The following is a 23,526-nucleotide window of genomic DNA, read 5'->3' on the forward strand; positions in this document are numbered from 1 at the left end:
TCGAATTCAAAACGGCAAGCGGCATCATTCTGAAACGTAAACCGGGCAAGCGGCAAGCAGACCGAATCTTCTATCAGGCGCTGCTGCAAAAAACTTAACTTTAGAACAAGTCATCTTCGTCCTGAGGCTTAACCTTTTTTGAAAGCCGAAGCCCCCTTGGTACCCAGACTTCATCGGTGGGCTGCAGAGGCATGGAGGTGCTGACTGTGATTTTGGATTCGGGCACAGAAAGCCAAATTGCGACTGTTTGCGGGAGATCTTTGAACTGGATCGGCACTTTTATAATTCCATGTTCAATCAGCAGCTCATTATCCTGAAATTTCAATGAAGAAAGCTTGTAGGAGTCCTTAGCCGAGGGCTCATCGCTAAAATAGTTACTTTCAACACTTTTCTGAAACGTTGCCTCAACAGCGACCGGCATTGCATTGCTTCCAGGTATATAGAACAGTGTATCATCACATCCCCGCAGGTTGGCCCAAATAAGATCGAACGAACTGCGAAACTGGCTGTGGCTTTCAAGTTTAAGGAGTTCCTGCAACCACTCTGATTTTAACTGCTCTTCACGAAAAGCGCCCGTTTTGTCAAAATATACCTCAAAAAGCATCCCGTTGATCAGGTGAACGCCTCTGAAAGAACCAAACATCGACAGGCTATCGGGAAGTCGCCTGATAAAATCTTCTGCATTGAAGCAGCCACCCTCTGCTGTCTGGAGGATATTTCGTCCCAGTATGAACAAAGAATCGTCATCTAATTCCCGAGCACTGGTTCTGGTTATAGAAGCCATGGCCTGGCGTTGCGTTTCCCAGGTGTGTGACCTAAGACCTGAGATTATCTTGCCAAATGTTGAATCATCGGCAATGTATTTTCCGTCGGCAACCGAATGAGGCTTATAAGGTAGTTGCAGAGAAACCACCCTTTGACCAAAGTTGAAATAATAATCTCCGATCAGGGAGGTGTGCTCCCAGCTGGTTTGCTTGCCTTGAGTAAGTGAGTAGACGGAAGTTCGCACGCGCTTAAAGACCTCTTCGATAGGAATATTCGGATCGTCAATATGGCGAAGCAGGGAACCTGTGTAGATGCTATTATTTCCCATTCCATAATCCTGGGCAGATTCACCTGGTGAGGTGGAAAATGCGATGATCGTACCCTTTGGCGCATAGATCGGCGCAAGACCGGTGGCTTGCGCTCCTCGATACCTGTTTTCAAGGGGATTATCCCGGCAGGCATCCAGAATCAGAATCTTGATCACCGCCTCGGTACGCTCCATATATTTGATGACCCGGTCCAGTCGGTAAGACGTGCCCGGAACTGCGGTATCGTCGAAGAAATTGGTGCTCGCATAAGTGAGGTAGTTGACACCCTCGATTTGAAGTCCATGGCCGGAAAAATAAAACAGCCCGACATCATAGTCAGCTAGCCGTGTGCCAAAGTCGGCGACCGCCTGTTCAAATGCCTTTCCATCGCAATCATTCTGTTGTATGACATCAAAACCAACTGTACGCAACTTTTCCGCAATCGCATTGGCGTCATTGATTGCGTTAACAAGGTTGCGTTTCCTATCGTTGTAGTCGGCATTACCAATAATGAGCGCTAGCGATTTTTTCATATTAAGGGAGGATTCTTATTTAGTGACCAATTTAACGATAAAAATGATCGCCTAACCGCCGAAGAAAGAAAAGACATCATTTTGAAACCTATTCTATCCGTAACTGAGCTATAATTTAAAGCCTTAGGTGTATAATAATTTGCACTAACGTTAAAGCCTGCTGGCAAAACTCGAAAGTTGCCCTTTTGTGCAGTAATATATTATTGCAGTAGCCATTTGCAATATCAAGCATGACTAGTTAACCAAAAATATTTATGAGTTTCTCATATTTACATATAAGTTGACACACAGTTCAAAACGAGAGAAATCAAAGTGGAGTAACTATAAGTGGGGAATGTAGAAGGGGTGCTATCAACACTAGTTTACCAAATAATATTTTGTTGTATAACAGTGGTTATGTCAACTGATACGTATAGCGTCTTATGTCATGCTAGGTAGTATATGTAAAAAGTCATAAGGGTAGGCTAGTTCAAACTATCAATGGTTTCCGTAGCATACAATTACTAAAAAATAGACAAAAATATACTATAAAAGACAATAGTATTTATTAAATTTATTGTTTATAATTTAACGCGATGGGGAAGGCAGAAAGGACCAAACAATACATTCTTGAAAAAGCATCAATTATTCTAAATGAAAAGGGAATTTCAGGGACTACGGTAGATAGTGTTCTTGAAGCTGCCGATGTTGCCAGAGGCTGCCTTTACGGCCATTTTTTGAATAAAGATGCCTTATGTAACGAAACGGCAGACTATTTACTAGACCTGAATGACAGGAAAACCATAGAGTTTGTGACCAAGGAAAAAACCGCTAAAGGCAGGATTCATGCTTATCTGAAATTCAATAGTGATCCGTTGAACACCGTTATCCAGGGAGGATGCCCGATAATGAATTTGGCTGCTGAGGCAGATGACAACAACCCTGTTATCAAAGAAAAAGTAAAGAAAAACATGATTGCTGCCCAAAAATTTCTTTCTGATATTTTAGACGAAGGAATTAAGAACGGGGAATTTAAAGATTCGTTAAATCCGGATGAATTCGCTATAAAATTATTTTCATCTGTACAAGGTGGCATCGTTATAGGCCGCACGCTGGGAAGCGCACAGCCTATGCGGGCACTGATTAAAAGTCTTAAATCAGAACTTAAAACTTTCGAAAAATAAAATTATTCGCTTCCGGCAAATGGGAATGCCTTATAGGCTGGAACTAAAAAATAGACGAAATTGTCTATTATTCAAGAACGAAAGCTTTCTGTCGCAATATGCTCTTATTTTAACATAAAGGCATTTTTTTAATTTTAAAAATAGACAATAATATTTATTATTATATATACTTGTCTATTTATTTAGGAGTTAAAATAGATAATATTGTCTATTTTAATATATTTTTCAACATTTATAAACGTTTTATTCCAATGATTCTATCAGGTAAAACAATTTTAATCACAGGTGCCGGATCCGGAATAGGCCTGGATACTGCAAAGTTGCTGGCTTCAAAAGGCAATAGGGTAATTATTACCGGAAGAAAACCTGAAAAGCTAAAAAAAGCCGTTGAAGGACTCGAAAACATCACTGCAATGACAAGTGATATCACCGTTGCAGAAGATGTAAAAGAGCTAGTTGCCAGAATTACAGCAGAGTTTGGATCTTTAAATGTATTGATCAATAATGCAGCGGTTTCGTCTGTTTATTCCCATGGACAGAATTCTGAAGCTTTTGAAAAAGCCACAGAAGAACTGCTCACCAACTATCTGTCAGTAATTCGTCTGAATGAGAAATTCCTTCCTTTGCTGAGTGCCCAGACTGAAGCAGCGATAGTCAATGTAACCTCCGTCGTATCTTTTCTCCCTGTTGGCATAATACCAACTTATTCTGATAGTAAAGCAGCTCTTCATTCTTACACCATCACGCTCAGACGTACTCTGGCAAAAGATACTTCCATACGTGTCTTTGAACTATTGCCACCGCTTGTAAATACAGAATTTACAAAAGCGATCGGTGGTGAAACAAATGGAATGCCGCCAATTCAGGTAGCTCAGGCACTGATCGACGGAATTGAAAATAACGAAGAAGAAATTTATGTAGGAGCTGCAAAGGAACTTTATAATCTGTATGCATCAAACCCCTTGGAAGCTCTGAATATAATTAACCAATAACAACCAATTTAAGATGAAAAAAACGATTCTTTTCCTTGCGATGATAGTATTCGGAATTACTTCCGTTCAAGCACAGCAAACTACGAAGGCAGGTAAATCCGGTATAATTGTGCTGGTTCACGGTGCATGGTCTGATGCCAGCGCCTGGGATGCAGTTACACCGCTCCTTAAGGCACAGCAGTATCAGGTGATAGTCGTCAGCCTTCCGGGCCACGGAAAAGACCAGACTTCTTTTGCCGATATAAAGCTGCAAACCTATGTTGACGTTGTAAAGGCTGCCATCGGTGAAAATAATAACATTGTCCTGGTCGGCCACAGTATGGCCGGGGTTGTAATCAGTGAAGTGGCCGAACAAATACCGTCACAAATAAAAAAACTTGTTTATCTGGCTGCTTATTTGCCGCATACGGGTGAGAGCTTGTTGTCTCTTTCTACAAAAGACGCGGGTTCGCATCTTGGCAAAAACCTAATTATTGACCAGGAGCATGGCCGGGGTATTATTAAGAAAGAACTGGTTACTGATGTGTTTGTAGCGGATGCTCCTAAAAAAGTTGCTGATTACGTCGTGGCCAATTTCAGGACCGATGAACCGCTTGCCCCGTTTGCAGATAAGGTTACCCTAACCGATAAAAATTTTGGCAGTATAAAGAAAGCGTACATCTTCACCACAGAAGACCATGCAGTGAGCTACCCATACCAACTGGAAATGGTGAAGGGGTCAAAAGTTGCCAATACGTACACGCTGACGACCAGTCATACGCCATTTATCTCCGCACCGTCAGAATTGGCCAAGATCATTTTAAAAGAAGCCAAATAATCCGCCTTTGACTGCCGGAGGTGAAAAATGCATTGTCACAAGCCCTGGCAAATGTAGTTTCTTACCAACGGCATACGGTAGTTTTTCTCCCCTTGGTTACTTCAGGCAGATGACCGCTAGCGGTTACAAGGCCTATGACCAATTAAATATGCCTTCTTAAATAAACTCGAATAATGATTAACAAAAAAATTGCGCTTGTCACCGGTGCCAATCGCGGGATAGGTTTTGAAACGGCCAAACAACTGGGTGAGCAAAATGTTATTGTGGTTCTAGCTGCACGAAAACTCGCCGATGCCGAGCAGGCGGCGGCTAAACTCAAATTACTGGGGATAGATGCACATGGCATTCAGCTTGATATTACCAGGGAATCAGAAAGGTTGGCAGCGGCTCAGACCATTGAAGATTTATTTGGAAAACTGGACATACTAATCAACAATGCCGGGGTAGCACCAAAGGATATGCTGAAAAAATCAGTGAATATCCAAACTACACCTGAGGATTTTGACTGGGTTTTCAAGACTAATTTCTTTGGTGCAGTGCACCTGACCAGTGCACTTTTACCACTTTTAAAGAAAAGCGATTCGGGCCGGATCGTCAATCTTTCAAGCGGTGTGGGTTCATTATCTATACAGTCTATGGCAGATAGTCCTTTGGCTGCTTTTCGTACCCTGTCCTATAATGCTTCCAAGGCATCTTTGAACATGTTTACCATTTTATTGGCTGAGGAATTAAAGGAGTTTGGCATTAAGGTCAACTCTGCACATCCGGGCTGGGTAAAAACAGAAATGGGTTCGGCTGATGCACAACTGGAAATTGCCGAAGGCGCCAAGACCAGCGTAGAACTTGCACTCATTGATGATGAAGGCCCGTCTGGTAAATTCTATCATTTGGGAGAAGTAATAAGCTGGTAACCTGGCCAGCAAGACATCCATTGTATCACCTTTAAACAAATAAATAATGAACAATCAAACAGCGTATCCGCATCTTGAAAAGAAAGTGCTGTTAATAACAAAGCATAGCCCTGCATTCTGGAGGGTAACACTGGACAATCCGCCAATCAACCTGATGGGCCCTGATATGATATCCGGCCTTCAGCTTTTGATGGACCAGATTGAGGCTGATAAGGAATTAAAAGTCATTGTTTTCGACAGTGCCAACAAGGAATATTTTGTCTCTCACTTTGATGTACTGCGTGGTGCAGAAGTACCAATGGTTTCAGGGAAGCTTGGCGTTCAGCAGTGGGTCGATGTTTCCAACAGGCTCCACAACTCAGGTGTAATCAGCATTGCATCGGTAAGGGGGCGTGTCCGTGGTATTGGATCAGAATTTATTCTTGCCTGCGATATGCGTTTTGCCAGTAAGCAGAAAGCAATTTTTGGCCACCTTGAAGTAGGGATGGGCTTAATGCCGGGTGGCGGAGCAACAGAATACCTGCCACTGCGTGCAGGATATGCGCGGGCACTTGAAATTGCCGTAAGCTCGGATGATTATACGGCTGAGACTGCCGAACTATATGGCTGGATCAACAGGGCTTTTGACGATGTAGAGCTGGACGGCTTTGTTAACAATCTGGCAGCGCGCATTGCCGGATTTGAAATGGCCGCGTTGCAGGCAACCAAAGCGACAATCCTGCAAAGGTCTGGCGGCGGTCCGGGGCCCTTTGAGATCATGGAGTCAACAAGAAAATTCTTCGACCTGTACCAAAGGCCTGAATCTCAGAGAAGGCTTGAAAAGTTAATGGACATGGGCTTTCAACAAGATTCAGATACCGAATTAAGGTTGGGGCATTACCTGGGCACCTTAGCTGAATAAATTATATAAATCAATAATTCTGTAAATAACCTGTTTATGAAAGCAATAGGAAAATCAACGTGGGAAGGCACCTGGAAAGAAGGAACCGGGACAATTTCAACAAAATCAGCCATTTTGACCAATGCTCCGGTCAGTTATTCAAGCAGGTTTGAAGGTGCTCCCGGAGCAAGTCCGGAAGAACTACTGGCAGCGGCACACGCGGCCTGCTTTAATCAGGCGCTGGCCAATATAGCGGGGCAGAACAACTTGAAAACAGAAAGTATCAATACCGAAGTTGAAGTTGAACTTGGATTTGAAGAAAGTACAGGGCACCCTGAAATCAAAGGTCTGCATTTTAATGTGCAATCCAGTATTCCAAATGCCACCGAGGAGCAGTTTCAGGACTTTGCCCAAAGAGCTAGTGTAAGCTGTACGATTTCAAAAATTATCAAGGTGAAAGGAACTGTTACGGCAACCCTGATAAAATAACAGAAGTATTTTAATTTAACTTGGATTAAAATGAAGACCACCTATCAAATTGACAAAACAGCGCTTGTTTTAGTAGACGTTCTGAATGATTTTCTGGCAGATGACGGCAAGCTGAATGCGGGAGTGAAGCCCATGATCGAAAAAATGGATCTAAAGGCAAATCTGAAAAATCTGATTTCATCCTCACGTCAGGCAGGCATTAAAATTGTCTATGCGCCGCATGGCCTGGACGAGCATAGTTTTGAGAATCTCTCTCATGTACTACCCCGGATGCAATGGGGAAAAGATAATAAGGTGTTTTGGAAAGACAGTAAAGGTGCTGACTTTTATCAGGATTACTATCCGATGGAAGGTGATATCGTTGCAGAACGACATCATATCTACAATTCGTTTTTTAATACTGATCTTGACAAGCAGCTTCGTGACAATGGAATAGAGTATGTGGTACTGGCAGGCTTTACCTCCCAGACTTGTGTTGAAGGTACCGGCAGGCATGCGCTTGAATCAGGATACCACGTGACATTCCTGACTGATGGCGTGGCAGAATTTACCGAGCGTGCCCAGGATATGGCCATTGAAATATCGTATCCTGCCTTTGGTCATGCCGTGCTTACCATCGCAGAATTCATCGATGCTTTAAAGACATCTGTGGCATAGGACCTTGGATTAACCCGTGTCACCAAGATCCGGGTTAATTTCTTAAAATAAAATTTAACAGCATGAAAGCATTAATTTTTGATAAAATTGGCATTCCACAGCAGGTGCTTTATTTGGCTGAGCTGCCAATTCCTGTCATTGGCGATAACGATGTGCTTGTTCGTATGGTTGGCGCATCAATCAACCCAGGAGATTTTCTTTTTATTCAAAACCTGTATCCCGAGCCTAAAAAACCGGTTTTCCCCCATCAGGTTGGTGGAGGCCATGGAGCTGGAACAATAGAAAAAGTGGGTAAGAATGTCATGCTGAAACCCGGCGCTTTTGTAGCTTTCAGTTATTACAATACCTGGTCAGAATATGTGGCAGTTCCTGCCGAATATCTGATCGAGCTTCCGAAGGATTTTCCACTGGAAAAAGCTGCACAGATTAATAATCTGGTTAGCGCCTGGGATCTGCTTACTGATTCCGGAGTAGAAAAAGGGCAGTGGCTTGCCCTAACAGCAGGAAATTCTTCCCTCTCCCTAATTATTTCCCAATATGCAGCTCAAAGGGGGATAAAAGTAGTATCCATCGTCAGAAAGCAAAGACCTGAATTAGGTGCCCAGCTTACCAAAGCAACGGAAACCATAGAGCTCTCAAAATTAGAAGGGTCTTTAAAAGATAAGATCATGGCAGTTACAGGTGGCTGGGGTGTTAACGGAATTATCGACAATGTGGGTGGCCCTCAACTTGCTGATTTGATTAAATCTGTTGCTTTCGGCAGCAAGTTAATTGTTAATGGCGGGATGAGCAGGGAAAAATTTGAGCTGCATAACTTTGATATCCTGATGACCAATCTTACGATCCAGGCTCATATTTACCGTTACTTGTTTGCACCTGTTCAAAGTAGTGACTTTACAATGCTTAGTGATATTATAGAAATAACAAAGCAGCCAGATTTCTATGTACATATTGGCGGTAAACATCAACTGGAAGATTTCAGGTCCGCAGTAGAAGCCACCATTCAAAATCCGGAAAAAGGAAAGCGTTTTTTTGTCTTTTGATTGTAACCCGTTTTTAGAATAGAGAAGCAATCACCGGTTACCATAACGGCCATGGGCACAGCTATAAAAAGCACTTGAAATAAACTCATTTTAGAAGATTGATGATACAATTTACAAGCTATTACAGCTCAGCCTATCAGCTACACCTGCTGAAATGCGTGTTAACACTTTTTCTGTTTTTAGAAATCCAGTCCGTTCTGGCTCAGGATCATAAAAAAGTGGCGTTGTCAGGTGAGCTAACGGCTCAGGCGCTGGTGTCAACGGATATACATTCCTTATACCTGAATTTTGTAGCAGGTGGAATCAAATATAAATTTAAAAATTCGGCAGTTGCACTTAATGTATATCCAGCATTCCGGTACCTATGGGATACATCACAGAGAGTACCCGGAAGGTCAGCTGTTACGCCGGGTTTAGCCTTTGGTCCTTTATTTCAATATAAACACTATATCATTTCAACTCCCCTTTTTTACGATGCATTTAAAGGGAGGTGGAGATTGACACTGGGTATAGGACTGGGCATTGACAAGTTTTTCTATAAGAGCGGTAAGGAAGAAAAAGTGCAGCAGTAAACCAAAGAATAATCACCCAATGAAAACTGATATTACTGTCATTACACATACCGTAAAAAAAGGCCACAACGAAGCTTTTGAACAGTGGATTCATGATATTGTAAACGATGCTGTAAACTTTGAAGGCTATCAGGGTATTAATATTATTAAACCATTTGATGAAAGCAATGAATATACACTTACTGTGCGGTTCGATGATAAAAGGAACAGACTGCAATGGGAATCTTCCGAAATCAGAAGACATTGGGTTTCAAAGCTGGATACACTCGTTGCCAAAGCAGGGGAAATCCACTATGAGCAAGGCGTGGAATTCTGGTTTTCGACCCCGCTGCGGCCTGCTAACCTCACTGCTCCAAAGTGGAAAATGGCTTTACTGACCTGGTCAGCTGTCTTTACGCTCATTTGCTTTTTAACGCTTTTTATTAATACCATAGCCCCTGATATCCCCTTAGTGATAAGGTTGTTTTCTATGACGATTGTAATGACTTTGAGTTTAACTTATATCATTATGCCCCGGATAACAAAAATGTTTTCTTTCTGGTTATTTAAAGAGGCTAAAAATGAACAGGCTGCCAAAGTAGAGTGATAACATAATCACAATTAATGAAACAAAATGGCACAACATAAAGATCAGTTAAAGCAATTTGGAGCGCTTACCGGTGTTCCCCTTTCTCAGCTGGAATGGTTAGAGCAACATAGCAAAGTGTTCAATTATTTTGATGGTGACTTTATAACGGTTGAAGGCACAGATATCGACGGACCGCATTTCATTGTGGAAGGCCATGTCATTCTCTTTATGAAACAGGGGAATGAAAACAGGGAAATTGTGACCTTGGGCGAAGGTGAAATATTTGGTTATCTGCCTTATTCCAGAAGTACGCATGCAAGTTATTTTGTACAGGCTATTGGGCCGGTAAGAATAGTATCTTTCAATACAAAAGAGATACGTATAATGATAAGGGATCATTTTGAACTATCCCAGGCACTGGTGCATATGATGAATAACAGGGTGCGTGATTTTACAGCACTTCAACAGCAAAATGATAAAATGGCCGCCTTGGGAAAATTGGCTGCCGGCCTGGCACATGAATTGAACAATCCTGCTGCTGCCCTGGTTAGCGATGCACTTTCACTTCGCCTGCACCTGGATTTTGAGACAAAAGCACTTAAAGAACTTACCGCATTGGGTATGGAACCCTCACAGGCACGGGACGTAAATAAGGAATTGCTAAGAATCATGGCATCAAAATATAATGCAGGCTTAAGTCTGAAGGAAAGATCCAGAAAAGAAGAAGAAGTTGCTGGCTGGCTGGATAAACATGAAGTGACTAATTCCGAGGATTTGTCGGAAATATTTGTTGATTTTAATATTAGCCCTGAAAATCTTCAATTGTTGGAAAGATTCATCCCTGAGCAAATCAGGTCATCTGTTTTTGATTGGATGCATCACATTTTTATAACTGAAAAAATGATCCGGGATATTCAGGTATCATCCTCAAGGATTTCTGAACTGATTAAATCCGTTAAAATTTATACCCATATGGATCGGGGGGCGGAAAAATCAGCTTCGGATATCCACAGCGGAATCAGCAATACCCTTAGCATTTTAGGTCATAAACTCCGGGCAGGAAACATCGAACTTGATGAAATATACGATCGAGTGCTTCCACCGGTTATGGCCTACACAGGGGAGCTCAATCAGGTGTGGACTAACCTTATTGATAATGCCCTGGACAGTATGCAGGTGAATAAGAAAGGTAAATTAACCATTTCAACCCAAAAAGACCGTGAATTTGTTAAAATCATGATTACCGACAATGGCCCGGGTATACCTGAAACGATCAGATCAAACATCTTTGATCCGTTTTTTACTACCAAAGACGTCGGCAAAGGAACTGGCATGGGCCTGGAAACCGTACAGCGGATCGTGCTAAAACACAAAGGTACTGTCAAAGTACAGTCCTTGCCGGGTGAAACCACCTTTACTGTCTGCTTACCGGTTGACTACAGTGCCGCCAATAAAAAATAAGACAACATGGAAAAGCCAATAATATTTTCAATAGATGATGACCGGCAGGTATTAAATGCCATTGCAAGGGATTTAAAAGTACGCTATGCTTCCGAGTATAAGATTATCAGCACTACTTCCGCAAAAGAAGCACTGGAAAGAATTACTGAACTTAAAAACGAGGCTAAGCCGGTAGCCATGTTTGTTTGTGACCAGCGCATGCCTGAAATGGAAGGTGTTGAATTTCTGGAGAAGGCCATGAAAATTTACCCGGAGGCAAAGCGCATCTTACTTACAGCTTATTCGGACACTGAGGCCGCCATTAATTCCATAAACCGGGTCCAGCTGGATTATTATCTGATGAAGCCCTGGGATCCGCCACAGGAAAAGTTATATCCGCTGCTTGATGATCTGCTTGTAGACTGGCAGAGCAATTATGAACCAGATTTTAAAGGAATCCGTGTAATTGGTTACCAGTATTCACCTTTCTCACACAACATCAAGGATTATTTGGCAGGCAACCTGGTACCTTATCTTTGGCTGGACATTGAGAAAAATCCGGAAGCACGCAAATTGCTTGAGCTCAACAGTCTCAGTGAAGAAAGCCTGCCCGTTGTTCTGCTCGATGGCGGAGTGATTTTGAAGCAGCCCGATATATTCGCGCTTGCTGAAAGCATAGGAACCAACCCTGAAATCACGGCAGAAATCTATGATGTGGTCATCATCGGTGCAGGGCCCGCCGGACTTGCTGCAGCAGTTTACGGGGCTTCCGAGGGGCTGCGAACACTGGTCATTGAACGGAAAGCGCCTGGCGGACAGGCCGGAATAAGTTCAAGGATAGAAAATTATCTGGGTTTTCCTTCAGGACTTAGCGGAGCAGACCTGGCAAGAAGAGCAATTAGTCAGGCCAGGCGCCTGGGTGCGGAATTTTTATCTCCTAAAGAAGTTGTATCGATAAAGAATGCTGGCAACTACAAAATCATAACGCTGACAGATGGCAGCAAGCTCAACAGCAGGGCAATAATTATTACAACCGGGGTTGATTACCGTAAACTTGAAACACCTGGGGTAGAAGATTTCACAGGGGCAGGGGTTTATTACGGGGCTGCAATGACAGAGGCCGCAGCATGCAAGGATAAAAATGTCTACATTGTTGGCGGGGGAAATTCTGCCGGACAATCGGCGGTGTACCTTTCAAAGTTTGCGGATAAGGTTTATATTGTTATTCGCAAAGACAGTTTATCCTATACCATGTCTTCCTACCTGATCCGGCAAATTGCGGATATATCAAACATCGAAGTACTCACCGGTACCGAAATCAGGGAAGCCTCAGGAGAGAAGTATCTGCAGCAGCTCACCCTTGAAAATGTTGCAACTGGCGAAAAATCAACCGGAGATGCTGCCGCACTGTACATATTTATAGGGGCCAAACCGTTTACTGACTGGCTGGATGGTACCATTCAGCGAAACCAAAAGGGCTTTATTGAAACCGGCCATGAGCTCGTGGCCTATACTGATTTCAAACTAGCCTGGAAGTTAAAAAGAGATCCTTTCCTTCTGGAAACAAGTATGCCGGGTATTTTCGCCGCTGGCGATGTCCGTGCCGGAGCTATGAACAGGGTTGCTTCGGCAGTTGGCGAAGGTTCGATGGCAATTTCCTTTGTGCACAAATACCTTGCCGAAAACTAAGACAACAAGGAACTGAAATATGGAATATTATGGCAGATAACAATAGCATATGCGGCCATCTGGAAGCGATCACAGAACTGAAATTTCCAGTAAAACATGAATGCTCCGAATGCATGAAAACCGGCGGTAACTGGGTACACCTGCGTACTTGCCAGGCTTGTGGGGAAACGCTTTGCTGCGACTCTTCGCCCAACAAACACATGAGTAAGCATGCAGCTGAAAAAGGCCATCCAGTGGCTATTTCAGCTGAACCCAAAGAGCGTTGGCTTTGGTGCTTTAAAGACAAACAGATGGCTGAATATTAGAAGTGTAAAGCACTGATATCAGAATTTTCAGATGTAAATAATATCTATCACTTTTAAAAGCAATCCTTACCCTAACTCAAAACAATACGATGTCACATTCTTTAAAAGTACCAACGGTGCTGGTTTTAGGCTCTACCGGACAGATCGGCCAATTAATTGTTAAGAAGTTAAAAGATCGTACAGACGTAAAAGTTCGGGTAACGTCTCGCAGGCGCGCCGAATACGAGCAGCTGAAGTCAAAAGGTATCGATATTGCGTACCTTGATCTTGATAGGGCAGAGACTTTTGCAGCAGCACTTGCCGGCGTGGACAGGGTTTTTCTTATAACCGGCTATTCGGTTGCCATGCTTACCCAGAGTAAAGTATTAATCGACTCAGCAAAAAAAGCAGGTGTGCAGCATATAGTGCATCTGGGAATCTTTGGGGAATGGGATTGTACTGATCCCCATTTTGCATGGCATCAACTCATTGAAAGTTATATGAAAACAAGTGGGATGAAATGGACAAACCTGCATCCGAACATGTTCATGGAAAATGTACTTGCTTTTTTTGCTCCAAAGAATGGTAAATTTACAACCTATTGGGGGGATCAAAGAATGGGATGGGTGGCCGGGCAGGACATTGCCACCGTAGCGGCCCAGGTACTACTGGAAGGACCTGAAAAACACAGCAGCAAAGACTACTGGATGAGTACAGAGGTACTGGATGCCTCAGGTATTGCTGCCATACTTACGGAAGTTTTAGGACAAGACATTAAAGGGGAAGTTAAATCACACCAGGATTTTAAAGCTGTTTTCATTGGTGGAAGTGTGGCAGTCGAAGATTGGTATGCTGAAGGTGCCATTGAATTTACCAGGCAGGTAAGTAACGGAGAAATGGGATATATCGGAACCATCCGTAATGACGTTCCTTTCATTACAGGTGAAGCTGCGTTAACGTTTAGACAATGGGCAATGATCCATAAAAAGGAGCTTGCACAAGCCGCAAAGTAAATTGTGAGTTGTGGTAAGTTAAACTACTGTTGATATTTAACCGGCAGATTCTTTTGCAACAAAATTAAAAAAGGAAGGCATTAAGCAATGCCTTCCTTTTTTATCTCAGAAATGTAAACTAAATACAGGTTAGACTTTATATAAATCCACTGTACTATTTAGCAATGGGAATTGCTTTTGATGCCAGTAAGGATATACCCGGGGAACTTCACTTGCGGCATCTAATTTTTTTACCTGTTCAATGGTTAAGCTCCATCCAACTGCGCCAAGATTATGTTTAAGCTGCTCTTCATTGCGGGCCCCAATGATTATGTTTGATACGGTAGGCCGCTTTAATAACCAGTTAAGTGAAACCTGAGCTACAGACTTCTCTGTCTGCCCGGCAACTTCTTCGAGTACATCAACAATTTTGTATAACCGATCCTGATTGTCATCTTCAAGGACCGGGCTGCCACCCTGTGCAATTCTTGCATCAGCAGGAAATCCACTCCTGCGGTTATACTTTCCACTTAATTTTCCTGCTGAAAGAGGGCTCCAGATAATAGAGCCGATATTTTGATCGATGCCTACAGGCATCAGATCCAGTTCGAAGTCTCTGTCAAGTAAGGAGTAATAAACCTGGTGGGCAACAAATTTTGACCATCCATAGCGCTCCGAAATGGAAAGGGATTTCATCAAATGCCAACTGGAATAATTGGAACATGCAATGTATCTGATTTTGCCTGATTGAATCAGATCATCCAGTGCTCTGATTGTTTCTTCCATGGGGGTATTTGCATCAAATCCATGCAAATGGTATACATCGATATGATCTGTTCCAAGTCTTTTTAAACTTTCTTCGCAGGACTTTCTAAGGTTTATCCGGGAAGAACCAAAATCATTAATATCTGATGAAGTCGGAAAAACAGCCTTGGTGGAGATTAAAACCTTATCACGCAATCCCGAAATAGCTTTTCCAAGTATTTGTTCAGATGCTCCTGCTGAATAGACATTGGCTGTATCAAAAAAGTTTACGCCTGCATCCAGGCAAAGGTTCACCATCCTCGAAGCTTCTTCAACCTGAGTGCTTCCCCATGCTTTGAACCAATCATTTCCCCCGCCAAACGTGGCTGTTCCAAAGCTAAGGACCGGTACTCGTAATCCTGAATTACCTAGCTGTCTGTATTCCATTTCTATGTATTTAATTTTTTTATTGTTAGTAATAGATAAAATTGTCTATTATGATAATATGTTAAGGTATAGTAATTACATCTGAACAGATGGCAACATTTAAATACTTCGAAATAAGGGCCAACTATAAAAGGTCTATGTACGGTTAAATATTTCCTTTCTGCTCTACTTCATCAATATCAATTGTCAAAAAGCCTTTTTGATAGAAAGGTAATCCATGCAAAATAGTCTCGGCCTGCTGCATATCAGGTGCATATACAATGCACCAGAATTTTAGAACCCCTGTTTTTTCATAATAATGGTCAATCTTCTTTTTGCTGACCAAATCCATAAAATGCTCACGTTCTTCTACGGCGTATCCGGCTAACTCGTGATGAGATATCTCAGGCTTTACGGCTATAACGGCTATAAATAATTTCATTAGATAGTATTTTAATGTTTGCCAGCAGCTCGCCCAGCGTCCTATAATTAGTTTACTTGCAAAAATAGATAAAAGAGTCTATAAATATACAAAAAAGTCTATTTATATTAGAATTAACTTATTGAAATACAGGAATGTAATACCTTGACAGGGAGATGTTCAGATATAGGAAATATCTTGTAATAGATAGAAAATGAATGGATTGTATATTCTTGCAAAGTTTTAATAATAGTAGATTATGGGATGGGAAATATTGAAAGATTGAGAGAAATCGTTTAAAATACATTTGGAATGAGCGATCAGGAATTTGATAAATGTCCTGCATATTGGCACCATAAAGACTTTGCGAAAGGAGAGTTTTATAACGAATATAAAAATGCTTGCAGATAAATGTGATTTGTGCTTAGGGTTTTTTCAGGATATACAACTATTTGTATAACTTACCATGCTATTGGTCATTTATGTACAATCCTTCAATTTAACTGAATATAGCCACTTTCAAAAGGAATAGAAAAGTATAGTAGGGAAGGTAGTTAATAAATTTCTTGTTAGTAGGGCTTCTTAAAATTACAATGGCTCTAAAAAGTCTATTTAACATAACTTAAATCATGGAACAAAATAAAATTTGTTTCATGAACTTTGTATAGCAATTATTATAACTTTAAGCCAAATATTATTTTGTTTTATAGCTATATTTATGTATTCTAACATTGTTATAACAATCTTTTGAAATTGCGCTTTAATACATCATTCTACGCTAAGGACGGCGGCTGTACACGAGAATATGATCAAATTAACGAATTCATACCTCGCATGATTAACCGTAACAGTGTCGTTGTTAGACGGCGGTTTTAATTAAGATTCCCGGTTGCCGGCGAGACCCAATGTGGCCATCAACTCCCTGGCAGCTATCGGTCCCGCTCGGTTGGCGCCAATAGTTGAAGCCGATGGGCCGTATCCGGGCAAATGGATACGTGGCTCTTTGGCAACCATTGTTGCGAACCGGCCAGCCATCAGTATGCCACCACTTTCCTCTCTGGGTAACACTGCTTTTAAATGCTCCAGCGCTCCCTTAAAGCCAGTGTTCCATAGAATGACGTCGGCTTTTTCTTCCCTGCCATCTTCCCATTTTACCCCGCCTCTTGTGATCTCGCTAAACATTGGAAAGCGTTCGAGCACTCCTCTTTTTTTGATGTCTAAGACTTCCGGCGAAAGGGGTAAGCCCGTAACAGACACGACGGACAAAGGTGGTAACCCATTCCTAACCCGTTCTTCCACCATAGCCACTGCCTTATGGCCGGCTACATCGTCAAAAGGCAGTTCTCTAAATTCGGGAGCGCGGCGCGTAACCCAGGTGGTGGTTGTCACTTTTGAAATTTGGTCGAGCAGTTGAATGGCGGATATTCCGGCACCCACCACGATAACGTGCTTGCCCCTGAAGTAGTCGGCAGATTTGAAATCCCGTGTGTGCAGTTGTTCACCACCAAAGAGATTAGTTCCCGGGTAGGTAGGGATGTAGGGACTTTCCCAGGTACCGGTGGCATTAATAATGCCTAATGTAGAAAACAGTGTTTCGGTAGAATCAATGTAAAACCGCTCCTTGTGGAGATAAACATTTTCTACTTCCAATGGGCGATAAACCTGGATTCCAAATTTCCGCTCGTAAAGCTCGTAGTAGTGCGGCACCGCTATACTAGCTTGTACTGTCTCGCTACCCGTATCCAGCGTTTCTTCAAAAGACATACCGGGCAGATCATGGATTCGGTTTACAGTACTAAGGGTGAGTGACGGCCAACGGAATTGCCAGGCACCACCTGCCGCAGGCGCAGCATCAGCACGACAAAATCGGGGCCGATTGACAAGCCGAGCTTCTTTAAATGGTAAGCGGCGGACAGGCCTGCTTGACCGGCACCTATGATTACAATCTTTGTCTTATATCGGATTTTATCTGCCATTTATCATTTCTTTTAGAACCGTTCCAATCCTGAACCGTAATGAGTGTCGAAATCCATCACCGCTAAATCAATCAATTTTTTGAACGCGGTTTGGTTCGTTGAAAGCGGCGTGAGAATTTAGCATTGATACTAATAACTCTATTAGTACTCGAATTTGTTGCAAAAGACCAGAAGAAGGTCTGCACATTTAAATCTTCGGCAGCGATTTCCTTATCTCAGGCGAAGCTATAATCCCATTTTATGAAATATTTGATCACCCTCAATACTACTATATTTTGAAATGGCAACCATTTCTTTCAAACCTCAAAGCGGTTGTCCGAAATACTACACCTGCCATAGTGGGTGATCAGCATTCTGATATCAGCTTAGGGTATAAAAAGGACCGATCTTTGGTATTGTGCTCCAATGTTGTGCATCCATGGATATCACATCATTTTCCTCCTAAATCAAGGACTAATTTAACTTTACTTTGTTGAACCAAAATGGGCTAATGGTAAATTAGTTCAGATTTCGGTAAAATTGTTCGTTTCAACACCTGGTTTTACGTGTTCGCGAAAACGATCGATTAAATGAAATCTAAATTATTTTTCATTTAATCTGTGAAGTTTGTGTCTTTATTGTTTCATCTTGCTGTTTGCGAAATCAAATTTTAAGTTTTACCTCAGAAAGTGAGTTTTGTGAAATAAGTAATGTTTAGGTTTAGTAATTTGTTGGGAGAGATTCCAATGAAAAATACTTTTTGTCATGATTAGGAAGGCGCTAGACATCTGCTTAGATATTAAGTAAAGTCGAATACATGTTTAAGGCACTTAACCCGCATGTTCAACAATCAGTTTGAGTGATAATATTTTTACGAGTTAAGAATTGCAACATTCGACATCATTTGGTATTTTTATACAATAAGAATTGCTACAAACAATTCGAGATAAATTTGACAGGATATTTTTTATAGCAGGGCACTTAGATTTTCAATTAGAATATATGAAATCCAGTGCGTAAATCGTGTAGTCTTGAACATTCACAGCTTGTAATCAATTGATGTACAGTAGTATATTGGTTAGGTTCGAGTCCCGTCCACAACAAGCCTGTTTAGACATAAAATTTTTCTTTGATATGTTATTAAGATTGGAACCCTTGGATACTTAAATGAAAAATATTAATTTTACTATCAGATTGTAGCTCTAATATTCAGGTGAGCAATTCGGTGAGTAGTCATTTTGTTGTTGTTTTAACTTGTTGATTATTAGATATATAGATGGGGTGTTCGAATCCCTCCGTCTCCACTGATTGAAAGATCAAAATTACTTAAAAGCCCCTAAATCAACGATTTACGGGCTTTTTCTTTTCTCTCCAACAGCCAAAATATTCAATTTTTATTAATCCCTGTGGGGGAAATTCGGGTACTCGAAGATAGTTCCAAATCCAGGTATCCGAATTTGCTTTAAAGTTTTGAAAATCAGTAAGATGTACGGCATGTGAACATCTTGCCAGGTCATTAAAAGAGGTTTCATTTTAGAATAAAAAAGGTGGAGATTATGGAAAAAAGAATGAGTATGATTTTTCATGCGCGAAAATTAAAGGCTACTAAGGGAAATTTGGTTCCAATTTATTTACGGGTAACCATCGGTGGACAGCGGTGCGAGCTTACAACCAAGCAATTGATTTCTGAGGAGAAGTGGTCAGTGCATACGGGAAAAGTAAAAGGAACATCCAGTGAAGCAAAAGCCATAAACTCTTTTTTGGATACTTTACGAGGAAAGGCCCATGCCATTCATAGAGCCATAATTCAAGAGGGAAAGTCAATTTCGATCGAACTTTTTAAAGATCGATGGTTTGGTATTGCCGAAAAGCCGGTAATGTTAATGGAGGTTTTTCAGGAGCATAATGATAAAATGGAAAAGCTCGTAGGGCAAGATTATGCTTATGGAACATTTCAGAGATACCAGACATCTTTACAGCATACCAGGGATTTTCTAATATGGAAATTCAAGGAGAATGATATCGACCTAAAGAAACTTAACTTTAAATTCATAACCGACTATGAATTTTATTTGAAAAGTGTTCGAAAATGTGGTCACAATTCGACAATGAAATATCTTGCTAATTTTAAGAAAATTGTTTTGATCTGTGTAAAGAATGACTGGTTGGAAAAAGATCCCTTCTTCGCCTACAAAATGCAAAAGCATGAGGTAGATAGAACGGCTTTAACTGAAAAAGAATTATCTGATATCATTAATAAGAAATTTGCTGCGGATCGCTTAAACCAGGTGAGGGACATTTTTATTTTTTGCTGTTACACCGGACTTGCGTACGCAGACGTTCACAAACTAAAACGGTCAGAAATTGTTGATGGTATTGACGGTGGGAAATGGCTTCTGATTAAAAGGCAAAAAACCGAGTCCCGGTCCAGTATACCGATTCTTCCCACGGCTATTGACTTACTAAAACGTTATGAAGATCATCCGCAGTGTGTAAACAAAGGTCAGCTATTGCCAGTCCTGTCCAACCAAAAAATGAACTCTTATTTAAAAGAGATTGCTGATCAATGCGGCATCGCAAAAACGATAACTTTCCATTTGGCCAGACACACTTTTGCAACAACTATAACACTTTCTAATGGTGTCCCCATTGAAAGCGTCTCGAAAATGCTTTGCCACCGGGATTTGAAAACTACACAGCTTTATGCGAAGGTTGTTGATAAGAAAATTAGTGATGATATGAATAAATTAAAAGAGTTGCTCGGAAGTAAAACGTCATAACCCGTGCGGAACCGGCATTCCAGAGGTCGAGGGTTCTAAGTCCGTCTCCCTCCCATTTAGAAGTTTTTAAAGTCAATAAAATGCCTGTAAATCAATGATTTACGTGCATTTTTTGCTTTTCGGGATATCCCAAAATTCCCATCATTTCCAGCGTCATTCGTGGAGTTCAATGAAAAACGAAAAAAAGACGCTGTGGAGTGTTAACTTATTGATTTGCAAGATGTTCATTTGTTGCACATCTTGATTTGAAAGCGCAGCGGCTCGATATTTATCACTTAAACGCTAGCGTCATGTTGGAAAACAGTTTCGGTATGTTGTTTTATTTAAAACACGCCAAGAATCAAAAAGATGGTTTACGTTATGTTTACCTTCGGATCACAGTCGACGGGAAATCGGCAGAATTATCTACAAAGCAGCTTTGGAGCCCCTCCAACTGGAGTATTGACGCCGGGCGTGCAATCGGCAACAAGGAGGATTCAAGAACCCTTAACGCGTATTTGGACACTCTGAGCTCCAAAGTGTGTCAGGCAAAGAAAATGCTTATCGAAGATGACAAAGAATTATCTGCCGAGGCTTTGAAAAATATTTTGCTTGGAAAAAGCAGTGAAACAAGGACGATCCTGGAAGTTTTTCAATACCATAACGAACAGATGGCAGCACTTGTAGGAAAAGAGTTTGCTCCACTCACATTAAGCAGGTACAAAACCGACCTTGAGCATACGCGCTCATTTATTCAGTGGAAGTATAAAATGGATGACCGGCAGATCCGCGACCTTGATTTCGAATTCATCTCCGAATTTTCATTTTGGCTTCGAAGCGCCCGCTGTTGCAATCGCAATTCAGCCATCAAGTACATGTCTAACCTTAAAAAGATTGTACTGATCTGCGTTAACAACAAATGGCTGAAAAATGATCCGTTCCAGGGATTCAAACTGACTAAAAAAGAAGTTGTAAAAAATCCGTTGTCGCGGGCGGAGCTTCAACGCCTAACAGAAAAGGCATTTGAAATGGATCGCCTTAGTAACGTCCGTGATATCTTTCTTTTCTGCTGTTATACCGGCCTTGCCTATGTTGATGTAAAGCAGTTGAAGCGTACCGACATTGTCAGCGGAATGGATGGGGATCTCTGGATTGATACGACCAGACAAAAAACTGATGCTGCTACCAGGATTCCGCTGCTCCCAACGGCTTTGGAAATAATGAAGAAATACGAAGATGATCCGTTGTGTAGTAACCGGGGAGTTGTGCTTCCGGTCTTAAGTAACCAGAAGATGAACGCCTACCTGAAGGAGATTGCTACTTTATGCGGAATTTCAAAAACACTCACGTTTCATATTGCTCGTCACACTTTCGCCACCACAGTAACGCTAAGTAACAAGGTTCCTATTGAAACGGTCTTGAAAATGCTTGGACACCGATCTTTGAAGCAGACGATGATTTATGCCAAGATTCTGGATGTGAAGATCAGTGAGGATATGAAGGCGCTCAAGGAGAAGTTAAGAGACGTTTAAGACTAACTGGTATCGCAGGTGGTGTTAATATGCCTGCGGTACCTAAATGATGTTATAATTACAAACATCTTATTCATACATGGGTGCCTTTCATGTACTTGTTTTTATTTGTGGGGGGGCGGCAGAGAAAAAATCGAAGACTTTCTCTGAAATATAAGACTTCTGAGGGCAGCGTGTTGACCAATCAGCCCCGGCTGCAACTTGCTCCAGAAAGATTATAAATTTATTGTAAACTTGAATTTTAAATCCAGAAAATGGAAAATCAAATTGAAATATATCAAAGCCAGGACGGACAAACTCAAATAGAAGTAAAATTTGGAGAAGAAACCGTATGGCTTGACGCTCATTCGTTGGCTGAGATATTCTCTGTTCAACGTCCAGCTGTCGTAAAACATATTAATAATATATACAAATCTAGTGAGTTAGATCCTGCTGCAACCTGTTCCATTTTGGAACAGGTTGCAGCAGACGGAAAGAAAAGAAAGATGCATTTGTATAACCTGGATGTCATTATATCTGTTGGTTACCGGGTGAATTCAACAAAAGCAACTCAGTTTCGGCAATGGGCAACACAGCGTTTAAAAGATTATCTGATCCAAGGTTATGCGATTAACGAGAAACGGTTGAATCAAAAGCAACAAGAGGTTCAGACCTTAAAGGACGGAATCCGAATATTAAGCCGGGCAATTGAAACAAAGATGGGGGATGCAGACCTAACCTTGCTTGATCAATTCGCCAAAGGTCTTGAATTACTGGACGACTATGATCATGAAAAATTGGATTCGAAAGGTATCACAACTCGGCAGGAGGAATTTCCGGATTTATCGGATTACAGAAATATAATTGAAAGCTTGAGAAGGGATTTCGACTCTGATATTTTTGGTAAGGAAAAGGATGATAGCTTTCAGAGCTCCGTGGCACAAATCAGTAAAGGGTTTGGAGATATCGACTTCTATCCTTCAATTGAAGAAAAAGCAGCTACATTACTCTATTTGATCATTAAGAACCATTCATTTGTTGACGGAAATAAGCGAATCGCTACCGCTTGCTTTTTGCTTTTTTTACAGAATAACGATATTTTGAAAACAAAATCTGGGGCTACGATCATAAGCAATGAAGCACTTGCAAGTCTGACCTTTTTGCTGCTGCAAGTAAACCTGAGGAAATGGAGACGGTTAAGAAATTGATTATTAGTATGCTAAATAGGAATTATTAAGCCTAATTTCAATTTCTTAAGCTCGATGCTTCGGATTCATTACCCGATTGGTTGAATAATATCAATAGTAAAGACAAAAACTCGCAAACGATGTAAATTAAGAAGGGGCCGAAAATTTCCCGGCCCCTTCTTAAATTCTTTTCAAAAATTTCTAAAAAAACTCGCTGTCAGATCTAGGGTTGACTATTACAGATAACTCGCACTTTAGCTGAAATTGCAGATTCAATTAAGATCTTGAAGTGTATGAATGTCTTAACAAAGTGTAACAAATGACCTCCCCCCGGCAAACTGGACAATTAAAAACTAGAGAAAATCGGGGTTTTCCTGTACTTTCAAACTGTCTGATAATTATGGACACTTACATAATTAC

General features: G+C 41.3%; 22 protein-coding genes. 17 read left to right on the forward strand and 5 right to left on the reverse strand.

Annotated features, from left to right (window positions below):
* Positions 1-100: 100 nt before the first annotated feature.
* Entirely contained in the window at positions 101-1,606 is a 1,506-nt protein-coding gene (locus IEE83_RS08445; protein WP_194120159.1) for a caspase family protein, read from the reverse strand.
* A gap of 575 nt (positions 1,607-2,181) precedes the next feature.
* On the opposite strand from IEE83_RS08445, the gene IEE83_RS08450 reads away from it, so the two are divergent.
* The 14 genes from IEE83_RS08450 to IEE83_RS08515 all read left to right on the forward strand — a co-directional run bounded on the left by IEE83_RS08450 (position 2,182) and on the right by IEE83_RS08515 (position 14,124).
* Positions 2,182-2,769, forward strand: coding sequence for a TetR/AcrR family transcriptional regulator (locus IEE83_RS08450; protein WP_194120160.1), 588 nt, complete (start codon positions 2,182-2,184; stop codon positions 2,767-2,769).
* Positions 2,770-3,020: 251 nt separating this feature from the next.
* Complete coding sequence (locus tag IEE83_RS08455; RefSeq protein ID WP_194120161.1) at positions 3,021-3,761, forward strand: SDR family oxidoreductase; 741 nt, start codon at positions 3,021-3,023, stop codon at positions 3,759-3,761.
* 13 nt (positions 3,762-3,774) lie between these two features.
* The gene (locus tag IEE83_RS08460; RefSeq protein ID WP_194120162.1) at positions 3,775-4,578 is read left to right on the forward strand and encodes an alpha/beta hydrolase; all 804 of its coding nucleotides are present in this window, start codon (positions 3,775-3,777) and stop codon (positions 4,576-4,578) included.
* A 173-nt stretch (positions 4,579-4,751) separates the two neighbouring features.
* Positions 4,752-5,489 carry an SDR family oxidoreductase gene (locus IEE83_RS08465; RefSeq protein ID WP_194120163.1) on the forward strand — a complete coding sequence of 246 codons (738 nt, stop codon included), beginning with the start codon at positions 4,752-4,754 and terminating at the stop codon, positions 5,487-5,489.
* 46 nt (positions 5,490-5,535) lie between these two features.
* Positions 5,536-6,390: an enoyl-CoA hydratase/isomerase family protein gene (locus tag IEE83_RS08470; RefSeq protein ID WP_194120164.1), complete on the forward strand. Its 855-nt coding sequence runs from the start codon at positions 5,536-5,538 to the stop codon at positions 6,388-6,390.
* Between the two features lie 36 nt (positions 6,391-6,426).
* Complete coding sequence (locus IEE83_RS08475; protein ID WP_194120165.1) at positions 6,427-6,858, forward strand: OsmC family peroxiredoxin; 432 nt, start codon at positions 6,427-6,429, stop codon at positions 6,856-6,858.
* A gap of 30 nt (positions 6,859-6,888) precedes the next feature.
* Positions 6,889-7,515: a cysteine hydrolase family protein gene (locus IEE83_RS08480; RefSeq protein ID WP_194120166.1), complete on the forward strand. Its 627-nt coding sequence runs from the start codon at positions 6,889-6,891 to the stop codon at positions 7,513-7,515.
* Between the two features lie 62 nt (positions 7,516-7,577).
* A complete protein-coding gene (locus IEE83_RS08485; protein WP_194120167.1) occupies positions 7,578-8,558 on the forward strand; it encodes a quinone oxidoreductase family protein in 981 nt (326 codons plus the stop codon).
* A gap of 101 nt (positions 8,559-8,659) precedes the next feature.
* Positions 8,660-9,130 (forward strand): hypothetical protein, encoded by a 471-nt coding sequence (locus IEE83_RS08490; RefSeq protein WP_194120168.1) that lies wholly within the window; start codon positions 8,660-8,662, stop codon positions 9,128-9,130.
* A gap of 19 nt (positions 9,131-9,149) precedes the next feature.
* Positions 9,150-9,716 carry an antibiotic biosynthesis monooxygenase gene (locus IEE83_RS08495; protein ID WP_194120169.1) on the forward strand — a complete coding sequence of 189 codons (567 nt, stop codon included), beginning with the start codon at positions 9,150-9,152 and terminating at the stop codon, positions 9,714-9,716.
* A gap of 27 nt (positions 9,717-9,743) precedes the next feature.
* The gene (locus IEE83_RS08500; protein WP_194120170.1) at positions 9,744-11,159 is read left to right on the forward strand and encodes a sensor histidine kinase; all 1,416 of its coding nucleotides are present in this window, start codon (positions 9,744-9,746) and stop codon (positions 11,157-11,159) included.
* Positions 11,160-11,165: 6 nt separating this feature from the next.
* The gene (locus tag IEE83_RS08505; RefSeq protein ID WP_194120171.1) at positions 11,166-12,827 is read left to right on the forward strand and encodes an FAD-dependent oxidoreductase; all 1,662 of its coding nucleotides are present in this window, start codon (positions 11,166-11,168) and stop codon (positions 12,825-12,827) included.
* Between the two features lie 29 nt (positions 12,828-12,856).
* Positions 12,857-13,132, forward strand: coding sequence for a UBP-type zinc finger domain-containing protein (locus IEE83_RS08510; RefSeq protein WP_194120172.1), 276 nt, complete (start codon positions 12,857-12,859; stop codon positions 13,130-13,132).
* Positions 13,133-13,221: 89 nt separating this feature from the next.
* Complete coding sequence (locus tag IEE83_RS08515; protein ID WP_194120173.1) at positions 13,222-14,124, forward strand: NmrA family NAD(P)-binding protein; 903 nt, start codon at positions 13,222-13,224, stop codon at positions 14,122-14,124.
* Between the two features lie 129 nt (positions 14,125-14,253).
* On the opposite strand, the gene IEE83_RS08520 is transcribed toward IEE83_RS08515, so the two are convergent.
* The 4 genes from IEE83_RS08520 to IEE83_RS32885 form a co-directional block, all read right to left on the reverse strand.
* The gene (locus IEE83_RS08520; RefSeq protein ID WP_194120174.1) at positions 14,254-15,294 is read right to left on the reverse strand and encodes an aldo/keto reductase; all 1,041 of its coding nucleotides are present in this window, start codon (positions 15,292-15,294) and stop codon (positions 14,254-14,256) included.
* Positions 15,295-15,439: 145 nt separating this feature from the next.
* A complete protein-coding gene (locus IEE83_RS08525) occupies positions 15,440-15,715 on the reverse strand; it encodes a hypothetical protein (protein ID WP_194120175.1) in 276 nt (91 codons plus the stop codon).
* Positions 15,716-16,570: 855 nt separating this feature from the next.
* Positions 16,571-17,458, reverse strand: coding sequence for an NAD(P)-binding domain-containing protein (locus IEE83_RS08530; protein WP_228101731.1), 888 nt, complete (start codon positions 17,456-17,458; stop codon positions 16,571-16,573).
* Between the two features lie 23 nt (positions 17,459-17,481).
* A complete protein-coding gene (locus tag IEE83_RS32885; RefSeq protein ID WP_228101732.1) occupies positions 17,482-17,670 on the reverse strand; it encodes a hypothetical protein in 189 nt (62 codons plus the stop codon).
* Between the two features lie 1,535 nt (positions 17,671-19,205).
* Between IEE83_RS32885 and IEE83_RS08535 the strand changes: the two genes are divergently transcribed.
* From IEE83_RS08535 to IEE83_RS08545, 3 genes are all read left to right on the forward strand, one after another.
* Complete coding sequence (locus IEE83_RS08535) at positions 19,206-20,429, forward strand: site-specific integrase (protein WP_194120176.1); 1,224 nt, start codon at positions 19,206-19,208, stop codon at positions 20,427-20,429.
* Between the two features lie 290 nt (positions 20,430-20,719).
* Entirely contained in the window at positions 20,720-21,940 is a 1,221-nt protein-coding gene (locus IEE83_RS08540; protein ID WP_194120177.1) for a site-specific integrase, read from the forward strand.
* 254 nt (positions 21,941-22,194) lie between these two features.
* Positions 22,195-23,127, forward strand: coding sequence for a virulence RhuM family protein/type II toxin-antitoxin system death-on-curing family toxin (locus tag IEE83_RS08545; protein WP_228101733.1), 933 nt, complete (start codon positions 22,195-22,197; stop codon positions 23,125-23,127).
* Positions 23,128-23,526 lie beyond the last annotated feature (399 nt).

The organism is Dyadobacter subterraneus, assembly GCF_015221875.1.
In the GTDB taxonomy this organism is placed as follows: Bacteria; Bacteroidota; Bacteroidia; order Cytophagales; family Spirosomataceae; genus Dyadobacter; species Dyadobacter subterraneus.